The organism is Trichocoleus sp. DQ-A1 (assembly GCF_039961955.1).
Lineage (GTDB): Bacteria > Cyanobacteriota > Cyanobacteriia > Cyanobacteriales > FACHB-T130 > FACHB-T130.
Genome location: NZ_JAMPKE010000024.1, coordinates 25724 through 39944 on the forward strand (window position 1 = coordinate 25724; position 14221 = coordinate 39944).

A 14221-nucleotide genomic window follows, 5' to 3' on the forward strand; every position below is an offset into this window, starting at 1 on the left:
TTTTATGACTCCAAAAACTGTACGACAGACGTTCATGGTGTTGCAAACGACCAATTGCGAAACCTTTCATCAATCACTTTAAAAGGTAAATTTCCCCGCTTAGCCCATCCGGTAGCAGAACGATTAGGGTCTCCATCAATTAGTACGGTTTCTCCCTTTTGCTGGAAGTAAGCTGCCAAGTGTACGGCTGAGGTGGTTTTGGCAACGCCGCCTTTAAACGAGGCTACAGTGATAATCATGGATACTTACGTTGCTGAATATCTAAAATTTTACCTTTTTGCGTACTCAAAAAGGTAAAAAGAGGAACTAAAAAAGTTTGTGTAGGGAGACATCCGTTGATGCTGTCAAATTTTGAGACGGTTAAAGCTTTTTGAGGTAATTGAGATAATTAACGTCCCAGAGATGCGATCGCTTGATTGGAAGAGGACGTTGCCAAAGCATGAGTCAGTAGCAGCGGGTCTGACAGTAGGAAGTCTCATGTATAACTGATGACTCAGACCCCCTAAAACCGAATTTACCATTTCTTAATTACCACATATTTTTTATTTTGGAGATATTTATCAGCCCAAAAGTAAGGTTGAAGCTCAAAAAAATTCTTAATTTTCACATAAAAGTTATAATTTATTACTAAATATCCCTCTTCTGTCACTTTCCGGGGAAGCAAGTAGTAAATCAGTTAAATTATCCAGAAGCCAAACCGGGTTTAAATTGATTCATTGCAGCAATTAAATGATTAAATCCCAGCAATAACTTAGAATTGGGTAAAATATCTAGCCAGGGATGAATCAACCAAAATAGTAAAAGTGGTTGGATAATTAGACGGAGATTATTTAAAGTATTCTTCCATCCGCATTGATGATTCCATTGTTGATGATTAGAAAAATTAATCTTCCGATTTTCTTGTACCTCAGTCTCAATTTGACGAGATTGTTTTAATCTTAAAAATGCTGGAGAGTTTAAGCTAATCATTGTATAAACACCAAAAATAATTTCCCACCACCTCTCAATATGTTGGAAATTCGTGAACCGATAATCTGTCCAACCTAGTTCCTGTTTACACTGTCGGAGACCATACTCTACCCAGGTTCTTAATCCATATAAGTCGCCTAAAGTTTTCTTGAGATTACCTTGAAGATTTGTCATTACGAAAGAAGTAGAATTCTCCGGCATAGTTTCTGGGTCAGTTGTTATCTCCCAGTAAGTTATGGCTCTTTTTTCCCCATAAATTATTTCTCGGATATATCTAGTTTCTGATTTTTGGTTATTAAATGTCCGGGAAAATTTACACCACTTATTCGCTCTAACGCTTTGACCGGGTGACAGCCAGACTCCATGATTACTTCTAATTGATACAACATAAGCTAAGTTATGTTCAGCGATCTTTTCAATAAATTGGCTGCTTTCACCATATAAGCTATCAGCCAATACTAATTCAATATTAAACCCTGATTCAATTACTTCCGTAATGATTTCTGACGCTAACTCTATTTTTGTTTTATATTTATCTAACTCTTTTAATGTTCCTTTTGGTTTAAATACCTTGACCATTAATGGGAAAGTTATATTAGCGTAAACTCCATAAGCATTGACTGAAACTATCCCATTATCTATTTTCCCCACGTTTCCCAAATATTGTCTAGCCACGTAATCAGTTTTTTTACCTTTTTTTCTATCGCCGGTTTCATCTATTACTAGCGTAATTCTATTTCCCTTTAATGCTCTCTTGATTTTGTTTAATCTTCGGACTTTTAGTTCATTGACTGACCAATCTGAATTGGCTATAAAATGATGTAATGATTGGGCTGAGTTTATACTTACTACTTTGGCAATTTCTGGTAATGATTTTCTTTTGATTGGGGAGATTATTCCTAAGTGCAAATATTTAAAGCACTCATAATTTCTCACTTCTTTAAATAAATCTTGATACTCCGCACAATATTCATCTATGAGCGCAACTGTTGGGTGGGCGTCTCTTGCTAAATGTTTCAGAATTTGTAATTCTAAATCCATTGTCCTGCTTACCTTCCAGAGTTTTTTCTTTTAATCCTTTTATTCAGAATACTCGGAAAGTGACAGAAGAGGGATATAGCGGTTCTCGGTTGGGTGAGGTACAGTCTCAAAACTGGAAAGCTTGATAACACTGGATTTTGGTGTACCTCGCTCGTATAAGAACCGCTATATACAGTTTGGTTCTATATGTGGATCATTATCAACTAACTTGAATAGTGTTTCACGAAACTGAGCTAACTCAAACCTTTCAATTGCTTTTTGACGTAGCACTTGTGGTTGGTACATTAAAGGATTAGGATGACTGCCATCTAGAATTTGGATGAGGCTCTTCGAGATCGCCTCTACATCATTTGGGTTAATCAAACATCCTAAAGTTCCCTGAACTAGGGGATCTACTGCTCCATCCCGATTTCCGGCTATAATCGGCTTTCCACAAGCCAGTGCTTCCAGATAAACAATTCCAAACCCTTCACCAATGCTAGGTAGGGCAAAAACATCGCAGAGATTGTAGTGATCGCAAAGTTCTTCATCACTCACAAACCCAGTTAGAGTGACACAATCTTGCAAATTTAAATTATTGATTAAAGCTTTAATTCGAGGGGTATCATCACCTTTCCCAACCAGAATGTAATGGATATCAGGGAAGCGATCGCGCACTTTTACTAAAGCTTGGAGAATTTGGTCGTAACCTTTGTATATTGCCGAACGTCCCAGCCGCGTCACCGTTAGAATAATAGGCTGTTCTGGCTTTAGCCTATATCGTTTTTGCAAATATTTAGGTTTGGGAGCAATATTAAAGTGTTTAGCTGAAAATGTATTGGGTAAAACAGCAATCTTATTCCCCTCAAGTTGTTGCTCTTTGAGTAAACGATTGCGCGTGTACTGACTGACAGCTACAATTTGGTCAGCATAGCGTAAGGCAGCCTGATGCAATGGATTTTGAAGATTCCAAGCTTCTAGCCCATGCACGACAACCCAGTAGGGGATTCCCGTCAGACGTTTTAGCCAGTAGCAAGCAATGCTGTAGTTAACATGGGTGGCGATAACCAGGGTAGGTCGCTGCCAAATTCCCAGCCAAATTGTCTTTGTTGCAAATAGAAGGTTTTGAAGCTGTTTCTGCCAATCTCCAAAACAGTGAAATTGCGTTTGCTGTAAAAACTGTGAATCAGTATTGCTTTGACTATCGTACTTGAGGAATACATTGTACCTGGCTAAGGGATACAGACTTTGGAGTGTTTGTAATAAGAAGGCAGAATAAACTTGAATGCCTCCCTTGAAGCCAAAGATGTTAGGAAATAACAGATAAAAATGCTGTTTCTTGTCTTTTATTTTCATTGGTTTATTGATGTTTGCCCTCTTAGTGGCGAGAGTGCCTTAGCTCTCCAAAAGGACAACATAAACAAGAATTCTTTAGACTCAATATGCATTTCGGAGAGATGAAACTGCTAAGATTATCTAAAACATTTTGCTAGCAAGCATTACAGCTTTGGAGGCTTGGAACCGTTAATAATAAATAAGAGACAAACGGCTTTTCTGGTAAGAATTAGGTGAGCATATGCTGAAGTAGCTCCCTGAAATCTATATTGAGCCATTGTTTAATCGATACAGCAGCTCTTCTGAGCTTGTATTTCAAACAGATAAGTTAGTTAATGTTAATTTAGCTGTACATTTGTTTTTTGCAGCTTTTCTTTTAACCACTCCTCAAACAGGTGAGTTTCTAAATCCCGCTTGAGGGCACCTTCTAGGGAGGCAGGTAAGAGCTGTTCTACTTTCAGCAAACAATAACGTCCTTCAATTTTGAGAGGCCCGATGATTTGCCCTGGTTGAGCATTTTCTGTTGCCTTGCGAATGATTTCTGGCATCTGGGCGCGAATAATCGGTCCCATCACACCGCCTACCACAGCATCATCAACCATCGAGTGTTTCTTCGCTAGTTCAGTAAAGTCAGCACCTTGTTGCTCAACTTGCTCTTTTAAGTCTTGAGCAACTTCTGGATGGTCTAGGACAATACGGGAGAGAACAACACGGTCTAGTGCTTCTTTGTTTTTGGCAAAGTATTCCTGAACTTTCGGTGTTGTCACCTTTTCCTTCAGATGTTCTTGCTTTATGCGAAAGTTAACTTGATGCTTGAATTCAGCATAACCAATGCCATTAGTGACTAACCATTTCTGGAAGCTCTCAGGGCTGGTTAATTGCTGCTGCAAGCGAAATTCTAGGATAAATTGTTCTACGATATCGGCTTCTGGTTCGGAAATATCTAAAGCTTTGATTTCGTTTTCTAAGAGATACTGCTGGGCAATTTCTAACACAACGGTTGATAGTTTACCAGCCGTGCGGAGATAGCCAAGGGATTGCTCTAAAGATAAAGTTATACCGTCTATCGTTAAAAAATTGTTGATGTCCATTGGGAATATTTGTTAATAATGGCGTTTGAACTGGTGAGGGCGGGTTACAACTATTTCTAATTTACCCGCCCCGCATCGATACTAGCTAACAAGCAATTTGAGCAAGGTGGGATTAGTAGCCACTTTAGCAAGGGAATTGGCGACCCCCCTAAAGTTGCCAGCACCTACTGCCTCAAAAGCATTAATTAAATCTCCAACAGCAGGAACAATGCGTATGCCCTCAAAGAAAGCATCCAAGTACTTGCCCTCTCTTAAATTAACAGCAGCTTTGGCTAAATGTTTGCCTTCGGCGAATCCAGCAACTTTGAATCCTGTAGAAAGCGCTTTGAGGTAATCGTTTCGCTGCAAACTCCACGCCATGTCTACCCAGTCTTTGCCTTGTGTAAATCCAGCTAGCGAGAACCCAGCGGAAATGGCACTAAGATAATTCTTCTCTTTGACATCCCACGCCATGTTCACCCATTGCTCTACATTTTTGAAGCCGACGGCTGATAACCCTTGAGTGACAGCAGCACGGTCATTATTGGGATCGGTATCTTTAAGATCCCGCACCCAAGAACTATTAGCGAACTGTGTACCTCCAACTAAGAGTAATTCATCTGCAACCTTGCTAGTTTGATTATTATCCTTGAGAGCGATCGCAGAGTTAACAAATGCTTGTGCTTGGTTTGAATTGATGCCTAATTTGTCCAGTCCAGCAACTTCTAGCCCTGCCGTGAGAGCTTTCTTATAATCGCCATCCTTCATCACACCCCAAGCAATCCCCACAAATTTGTCAGCATTATTAAACCCAGCCCCAGACAAACCTGCACCTAAAACATCCTTCCAATCACCGTCTTTCATTGCCCAGGCAACATCTACAAAAGTATTTGCTACTTTGTCTTTTACATCAAGTTCTTTGAGGACATCTTTTAAGGCTGTCTTGTAGTCCTTACTAATAATCCCCCAGCCGACATTTATTAGGATATTGACCAACGGTTCTGGAACAGCAGAACCACCAGGTATTATTTTTAGTACCCCATTGACTCCGCTCTTAACAACCTCTTTCCAATCCCCTTGAACAAGGGCAATCAATCCCTCAATACCATTGACAACTGTGCCGACAACTGGAATTTTCTTCAAAACATCAAGGACAGCACCAACGTCTACACCCTTGAGATTGCTCTTGATTTGCTCGCTGAGGTCTTTTGAGAACTGCGTGACACTAGCGCCCAATTTGTCAAAAAATCCTTGCTTACGCGCTTCAATTGCTGCCTCAGCATCTTTGATTTCTTTGTCTAAATCGTCTTTAGCTTTATTGACTGTATCCTCAACAGCTTTAGTTTTGCCGCTCAGGTCTTTCTCGGCAGCTTTTAGTTGAGCCTTAAGATTTGCAATGAGATTGTCTGCTTCTTCTTGAGTTGTTTTTAGTTGTCCTTCTAGACCCAATAGTTTATTTTTAAGCTCCTCAATTAAGCTTGATTGAGAGGAGTGCTCATCGAACTGATTTGCCACCTGCAAATCTTGATTAGTACTTTGAATTGAAAACTGAAGATTAATTCTTCTTATCCAGTCTAAGGTAGAAGTCTGAGCTAGCTGCTGGTAAAGACTTGTAAGCTTAGCATTCAGTTCTTTTACATAAACTAACTTTCCTTTTTCAGCAATACTAATTGCTACTCGCAGTTGTCGCTTTGTAGCCGCAATTTTGGCTGTGAGAGCATCGATTTCTTTTTGCGTAGCTGCTTCAGTCTCTGCGATTTCTGTCTCGATGTCCTTAACACGTTTCTTGGCAGCGTTTAGTTCTGTTACCTTGCGATTGTAGTCTACTTGGGCATCTAAATCAATCTCTTTCCAGACTTTGGCTCGGCTGCTACCATCGCCTGATGTAACCACATAACGAACATAGACTAAATCAGGTAACTTTAGAGCTTTTCTAAGTTCATTCGCTGTTTTATGAGCGTGTCTCTCCGCTTCTCCCCTAGATGGATTACCTGAGAACGGTATATTGTCGTAGTATTCGTTAAAAACTGGGTTTGGGTTCCGTTGTCTTGCAGTTGCTCTTTCTGCCGCAATAATATTAGAAGAAACTCCCCATGATGGCTCTGTCCAGACTGATTTGACAAAATCAAACTTGGAGCCTGTAAATTTAGTCTCCAGTTCTGCTCGGTAGTAGTATTCGTAGAACTGAGGCCAGTGAACCTCTGGGATTTGGTAGGCTTTCAGTGTGTTCTGAACTAACTCAAGTTCGCGGGGAATATAAACTTCTGGCTTGGTTGCCTTGGCTAGATGCACGGCAGCAGCAATATTTAATAGCCCCATGCCAGTTTGAGCATCCCAATTTGGGGTATTCAGGTCAGTAGCTGTACGCCGCAGGATGTCCATCACCTGGGTATGATTCAGACCCGGATTAGCTGCCCAGACTAAGGAAGCTGCACCCGTGACTTTAGCGGCTGCCACTGATGTACCGGAGGCTCCGTTACTAGCACTACCCTGCGCCAGAATATCTACACCTTTGCCGTAATTGGCATAATCCACTTCACCGTAGCTGGAATAATTAGCACGCTGCCATTGTTCAGCAGCCCCCACAACAAAGATGTTGTCAAACTCCTTAGTCGCCTGAGCAAGAGCAGACATGGTACTGCCTTGGTTGCCTGTGGAAGTAACAATTAGGATGTTATTTTGCTTGGCATAGGTCAAAGCTGCCTGTTCTACAGGTGTCAACTCGTAGCGAGTTGTGACGCTGCCATCTGGGTTAGTTTGGGTGAGGTCAAAGCTGAGATTGACCACCGCATTAGGTTGTTTCGATGCCTTGGCAGCATCCACAAATTCAATTAAGGACTGCGCCCAATTGTTAGAACCAACGGCACGCCCTAACCAAAGCGGTGACTTATCATTAATGCCATTAATGCCTATACCGTTATTTCGGGTAGCCCCAATGATTTCTAATATCTGGGTGCCATGTTCTTTTCCTTCACCAAATAGCATTAAAGGATTGTCATCTCCATCCACCCAATCTTTACCCAAAGTAATCCGGGAATAGTCAAGATCGGAATGGTTGGCACTAAATCCCGTATCAATAACCCCAATCAATGGCAAGCCAACTTTTAGGGCTGGATTAGTAGGAGTTGTATTGAACCAGCGATCTTCGGCATCAGTGATTTTCGTCCAAACGTTAATCTGCTGTTTAGTATCTTTTACCCAATCGCTCCAAGAGTTAGAGAGACCATTTAACTGCTCCTGAGTATTGGTAAGTACCTCATTTTTGAGGGTTTCTATAGCATTGAAATTAGCATAGGCATTAGCAAATAAATTGTCCTTCAATGCTTGAACATCAGCAAACTTTTTATCAATATCACTAATAGAAGCTGTAATGTCAGCAAACTGACTTTCTACCTCTTGAATTGCAGCATCCTTAGCTTGCGTTAAAGAATCTAATTTAGCCTGAGCATCTGCAATGACTTTGTTTTTATCTGCCGACAGAGTATTGAACTGCGTTTGGGCGCTTTTAACAGCATTATCCTTCGCTGTTTCTACAGCTTTTATTGCATTTGTTCTATCTGTTTGCAGTTTTGATGTATCACTAGAGATTTGTTGCTTCTGCTCAGGTGTTCCACCTATATGAGTGGTAATTTCGTCAAAGCGTCCGCGGTGTTCCACAGTTTCAACAACATGGTCTTGTTGCCGCTTGGTAAAAGCCTCAGTTGGGTTTGACCATTCTTTGTTCTTAGCTTCGTTAACTTTGCCATTCATTGAGGCTGCATCGTTAGTAAGCTGAGTGCTTAAATCATTTACTCCGCTATTCAACTGAGTTTGACCATCAGACAGGTTAGTTTCGATTCCTTTTAGCTGGTCGTTTAGGCTCTTCTCAATAGCGTCGAGTTGGCTGCCTGTAGAGGTCACTGAGCCATTCATTTGGTTTTTAATACCAGAGAGTTCAGTACCCGTAGATCCTACCGAGGTGTTCATGCTCGTTTCGGTTGCCGCAATTGTAGCCCTAAGACCTTCAACTTGGGAATTTACAGCACCTGTGGTTGTAGAAATAGTGGTGCCAAGAGTAGTTAGTTCTTTCTGCACGTCACTATTTAGGTTGTCTAACTCTTGGTTGAGTTGAGAAAACCAGTTATCCACTAAGCCTGAAGATGTACCTGTATCTTCACTACTAGGAGTTGCTGTTACTTCAACTTCATTGTTAGCCAAAGTTTCTGGATTTTTAGTAGCTCCTACAATGGCAATTTCTGGCTCGACAACAGCAGGATCGGCTGACTGTGCGATCGTCTCCATCCCCTCACTGGTTGCAGTGGGCTGGGTATTAGCTCCAGTTGTCGGCGCGATCGCTCCTGAGCTATTACCCTCATTCGCCACTGTCTCCACTACAGTTGGTTGGGTATTAGCTTCGGTTGCCGGCGCGATCGCTCCTGAGCTATTACCCTGATTCGTCACTGTTTCCACTACAGTTGGTTGGGTATTAACTTCGGTTGCCGGCGCGATCGCTCCCAAATCATCACCATCAACAGCTGAGTTAGTGTCAGTCCCGAATACGACATCAATTAAATCGTCAGTAACCACTTCCCCTACAGCTGGGTTATCCGGCGTGACATAAGGTTTTGCATATTCAATTAATGCTTGACCTAAATTAGTACCGCGCCAATCTTTAGCCGGAGCGATCACATCATCCAAATCCACTGCTTCCCCGGTCGCCCCCCGAACCTGGAAAATCAAGTCGTTGTAATCTAAATCTGACTTGGCATCAATTCGCCAATCTTCCATCACGAAGGTACTGCCATCCCCCGTCACATCCGCAATTTGCCCCACATGAAAGGCATCATTAGGGTTAGCAGTTCCCAAGGAAAACAAAGGACGTATATTCCCATCAATAGCGGGATTATTAAATACTTGTTGTACCTTACCATTGGGTACTAGCATTACGCCAAATTCATCTCCTGGACGCATTGAGAAGGTTCTTACTCCTTGATACTCACCCGCGTTCCAATCAACCTCTTTTCCTAAAATGCCGCTAAATCTCGCTCCTTCAGTCGAGTCAGAAATTACCACATGACCCAATGTTGAATCACTCAAGGCACGCCTTGCTGCCTCTTGGATAAACGCCTCGGAACCTGGTTCAAAGTCCTCCATGCTCTCTAGGCTGAAAATGGCGAGTTCCCCTTTCCACTTCCCGCCGTCAAATAAGAAATCAATACTAACTTTTCCTGTCTCACCCACAGTGAATGTGCCAGAGTCAAATTCAAAAGCAGGGCTAGAGTCTACTAAACTGGAAGCAGTCAGAACATCGTTGTGCAGTTCATTCTCATAGATAAAGTCAACGGGTTCAATATCCTGAGCTGGCAATTCCACCGCCGAGAAATCGTCCAGTCCCTGGTCAACATCAATCCCAAAAGTATCGACCAGCACCTGTGCGTCCAAATCCACCATTTGATTTGGAGTATCATCCACGCCATCCACGATGCCACTGGGAGTCAGAATCGTTTCAAGGATAAATGTTTCTTGCTGGAACTGGAACCGAGCCTTTTGCGGCTGACCACCTTGGGCAGTTGGATGCTTTTTGAAGAGAAAGTTGAACAAACCCATGATTTATTTTGCCTAATGAGAAAGTGAATTTGTGGACTTTAATAACTCACCTAATTTTATTAGCGAGCAATAGTGCCTTAATATGCGTTTTACTCGCTATAAATGGCGTAATAGTTAGTCATTAATTTTTTCGTATCCAATAAACTTCTGGCAACAACAATTTACCTCTTGCTAAGACCGAAACATCTGGTGCTGCCCCCTCACCAAGGCATCGGGGATGGCTGGAGAAGAAAATTCAAAGACTGCCTGCAAGAAGCCTAATAGCTACAAATACTTTTAAGAAGCTGTACACTATTACTAACAAAGTTTTTAATTAAAAAACTTTATTTCCCTATCAGGAAAATTTGATTAGCTGAAACTTTGGGCTACTTGATAAGTTTTTCAAGATTGATATTGCCTCAATCTTCTAAGTGAAGATACTTATAAAGTCATCCAGATTTGGGAATATAACTAACCTCGAATCGCTCAGTTTTAAAATGACTCCAATTATAACTTGAGTAATTCCCGAAGCGTCAAGCATGAATTTTAAAATTTTCATGAAGTTTTGATGAAGCTTTTGTAAAACATGAAATATATTAAGTATTCTTGCTTTTTGGCAGGTAAAAACTTTAAATCTACTAATATCCATTTTTATTACCGCCCAAAAGCCATATTTTTTCTTAGCTTCAAAAAGGCAGAAAGACTTAAAACTCTAAACGCTAGTTATGCTTGAAGTCGAGTTAACCGACACCTGTTATTAAAGCGATAGACACTACCAGATTTTTACTTAATAGTACCTTGAGAGTGTGTAACAAGAAAGTTTTATACGAAATTAAATGGGCTAAAACGCAAGCAAGTTAGTTGGGGCAGTCGTCTCCTTGATAGAGGTTTATGAACCTAAAAGAACAGATGCTCATCTGTCAAAATAGCGATAACTGGATTTGTCCCGACTTGACTACTTACTGGAAACTGGGAAAAGTTCGTGACTCACAAGAGTTCCTGCTGTCTGCACTGTCAGGGACTCGAAGCCTTGAGTTGTGCGCTAGTGAAGCCTATGCTTTACGTTATTTCACAGGGAAGTTCACAATAGGACAAGTTCAGCAACAGTGTCAGCAAAAGTTCAGCGATACCATCCCGCCTGACTTTGTTGCCAGACTGTTGCAGAAACTCTTAGACTTGGAAATCTTAGCACTACCCGATCCCCAACCAAGTTCCACTCCCACCAATGAACACAGTGTCTCAGGTGCTGCCTTCAATAGTCCCACTTCAGATGTTTCTAGTCGTCACCTTAAAGCTTGTGTCCAGTGGATTGCCCATCCTGACGGTTACTGGATTCTTCGCAATCCAACAGACGTGACATTTCTGCAAGTGAGCGATCGCCACAAAACGATCGTTGACCAGTTAGAACAGCTGCCACTCACAGTCATTAAACAGGAACAAGATATCAATCCTGAAGAATTGCGATACCTACTCCAAGTGTTGACAGCCACCGGGATGCTGGAAGGCACAACTCCCGCCAAGCCAGCCAAACGCAAGTTTACCCCTATGCAACTGCTGTTCTTCAAAGTTCACCTGTTTAATCCTGATGCTTGGCTAACCCGACACATCAACAGTCTCCGGTGGCTGTTTTCACAACCAGTTGCATTTCTCCTGTGCGGGTTTTTTGCCATCTCCACAGTTATTGGTTTTAATCAGCGCTCAGAAATTTTGTTTGCAGCGCAGCAGCTACTCAAAGCTTATGGAGGCTCACTCCTATTGCCCTTTGCCATTCTCTCTCTGCTGGTGGTGACTCTCCACGAACTCGGTCATGCCTTCACCTTAAAACATTACGGTGGCATCGTTCCCGAAGTGGGGCTAATGTTTATGTTTTTCATTCCAGCTGCTTACACCAACACCACTGATTCCTACTGTCTGTCAAGGCCTAAGAGAGTCCAGGTTGTAGCGGCTGGTGTAGGGGTGCAACTCATCATCGCCGCCGCTGGGTTGTGGTTGTGGAACTTTTCAGTCAAGGGTATTTGGTTGCACACCACCAGTTATTTATTGATGGCAGCTGCTTTGTTCACGGTTGCGATTAATCTTAATCCCTTGTCTAAGTTTGATGGCTACTATCTGACTGTTGCGCTTACTGGTATTAATAATCTTCGCAGCCGTTCATTTGGGTTTTATTCCAACTTATTCACAGGAAAACCGATTCAGGAAACTGGGCGAGATCGCTGGATTCTGGCTGCCTATGCGCCATTTAGTCTCGCCTATATTTGGCTTGTCTTCAGTTTCCTGATTTTGCAGGTAACAGATTGGACTTTTCTCAATATCCCTACCACAGCCTTAGTTCTCCTCATTATTTGGGCTATTTACTTCTACTTTCCAAAACAAAAGTAGTATTCATAGTTCATGGTTCATAGTTCATTGCTTATAACCAATGACTAATGACTAACAACTAATCACAATTGTTGAAGTACCTCTACCGCCATGACTGCGACACCTTCCCCCTCTAACTCACCGAACTCTAAAACTTTTTCTTCACCCCTTAAAGTGGTGCCACCCACTTCTGACAAGAAAACTCCACCCACTCAAGAGACACCGCCAATACCTGTATCCTCCAACACACAGGCAGTTTCTCAACCCTCAGCAGCTTCTTCTTTCCCCTACAGGCGAATTTTCCTCATTGGCGGTGTATTCGTTGGCTTGGGTTTAATTAGCCAAGTACCTGTCGCTAATTGGGTAAATGCAGAGGCACGTATCGAACCCGCTCCCACTTCCCACCAGATGGTTTACACAGAAATTCCTGGCACCCTGACAGAAATTTTGGTGCAACCCAATCAAGCCGTCAAAGAAAATCAATCTATTGCTATCATCTCTACTGATGATATGGATGTCGAAATTTCTTCGGCACAAGCTCAATTTGAGGAGGCACTTTCAAGCTTTAAATCTGCTTCCTTGCAGATGAATAGTCTACAAGCAAGGGTCAATGAAGCAAATGTCAGAGAATCAGCTGTGCGTCGGCAAGTAGAAGAACTGCGTCAAGAATTGGAACATCTACCTGAAATTGACAAGCTGCATCAGGAGATAGCAGCACTGAGGAGTAACATCGTCGGATTGCACAGTGAGAGAGAAGGACAAACCAAGAATTTAGCTATCGTGCAAGGTGCGATTAAACGGTTTAAAGGATTAATTGAAACTGGAGCGATTGCTCAAAAAGAATTAGATAATCTCTTAATTCAAGAATCTACTCTAATCAGTGGAGTTCAAACTAGGGAAAGTGAAGTTAACGCTATAGAAAAGCAAATCGCTGGCAAACGCTCAGAGATTCAGATAGTTACCAATAGAAAATACCAGGAATTAAAACTCCGCCAAGACGAACTTACGGCCTTGACAACAGCTCGTCAGACTGCTTCTGTTGAATTGGAAACTAACCGGGTAGGAGTAGCCAGTCGAGAGCCATTACTGAAAACACTGAAGGAAGAACTGGAAAGACGGCAAGAGAAACAACAAAAGCATCAGGTGCTAAAAGCTAAAACATCTGGGTTAGTCATTAGCCAAGATTTCCACAAATTGTTGGGGAAGAAGATGCCAGCTGGGGAGCCAGTTTTGGAAATTGCCGACTTAAGCCAGCTAGTGGCGATTATTGAAGTTCCTCAAGCCGACTCTGATATTGTTAAAACAGCAGCTAAAGTAACATTTCACCCCCTAGAACCTGGGTTAGCTTCCTACACTACTCGGCTCGAAAAAATAGAACTGGTAATGCAACCAGATCCTTCTCAGCAAAAACAGTTGTTGAGAGTGAGAGCGGTGATTAATAATTCCCAAGGACGGCTGATACCTGGAGCAAAAGTCTATGCTCAAATCGAATCAGAAAAGATACCGCTTTATCAGAAAATGCAACGAGAAATGATGAAACTGTTTAATTTTAGAAAATATGGTTTTGGGGGGTAAAAAAGGATGGTTTTTCAGATTTTTAATGGGTAATTTAGCTTGACTTTATCCATTCAAGTAGCGTATCCCGAAGCATTAGTGAAGCGCTCCAGCAAAGAACGTGGAATTTTTACCATCTCGGTTGGCTGATTAGACATGAAAAAATTACAAGGCCATTAAGATTGGCACACAACAGCAATAGCATCAGAAAGAGTTGGTGAGGGCTTGTAGCTAACACTTACGCAGACATTAAGGTTTAATCTAGTGGCAATTCTACCTATTGCATAAACTGAGTAAGTAAATTTACGGAGAATGTGAAGGAAACTTGACAAAGTTTAAAATAGCTGAAA

At 41.8% G+C, this 14221-nt stretch carries 6 protein-coding genes and 1 pseudogene; 2 read left to right on the plus strand and 5 right to left on the minus strand.

All coding sequences use genetic code 11. The features are described from left to right. Positions 1 to 62: 62 nt before the first annotated feature. The 5 genes and pseudogenes from NDI33_RS19805 to NDI33_RS19825 form a co-directional block, all read right to left on the minus strand. A pseudogene (locus NDI33_RS19805) lies at positions 63 to 239 on the minus strand (ParA family protein); the annotation flags it as partial. 442 nt (positions 240 to 681) lie between these two features. Beyond that, on the minus strand, positions 682 to 2010 hold the full coding sequence (locus NDI33_RS19810) for an IS701 family transposase (protein ID WP_190676075.1): 1329 nt from the start codon (positions 2008 to 2010) through the stop codon (positions 682 to 684). A 165-nt stretch (positions 2011 to 2175) separates the two neighbouring features. Beyond that, positions 2176 to 3345 carry a glycosyltransferase gene (locus NDI33_RS19815; RefSeq protein WP_190676077.1) on the minus strand — a complete coding sequence of 390 codons (1170 nt, stop codon included), beginning with the start codon at positions 3343 to 3345 and terminating at the stop codon, positions 2176 to 2178. A gap of 317 nt (positions 3346 to 3662) precedes the next feature. Then, positions 3663 to 4415, minus strand: coding sequence for a peptidylprolyl isomerase (locus NDI33_RS19820; RefSeq protein WP_190676079.1), 753 nt, complete (start codon positions 4413 to 4415; stop codon positions 3663 to 3665). Positions 4416 to 4496: 81 nt separating this feature from the next. After that, positions 4497 to 9980 (minus strand): S8 family serine peptidase, encoded by a 5484-nt coding sequence (locus NDI33_RS19825; protein ID WP_242033150.1) that lies wholly within the window; start codon positions 9978 to 9980, stop codon positions 4497 to 4499. Positions 9981 to 10850: 870 nt separating this feature from the next. Between NDI33_RS19825 and NDI33_RS19830 the strand changes: the two genes are divergently transcribed. Continuing rightward, a complete protein-coding gene (locus NDI33_RS19830) occupies positions 10851 to 12338 on the plus strand; it encodes a hypothetical protein (RefSeq protein WP_190676081.1) in 1488 nt (495 codons plus the stop codon). Between the two features lie 90 nt (positions 12339 to 12428). Beyond that, complete coding sequence (locus NDI33_RS19835; protein ID WP_190676082.1) at positions 12429 to 13892, plus strand: efflux RND transporter periplasmic adaptor subunit; 1464 nt, start codon at positions 12429 to 12431, stop codon at positions 13890 to 13892. Positions 13893 to 14221 lie beyond the last annotated feature (329 nt).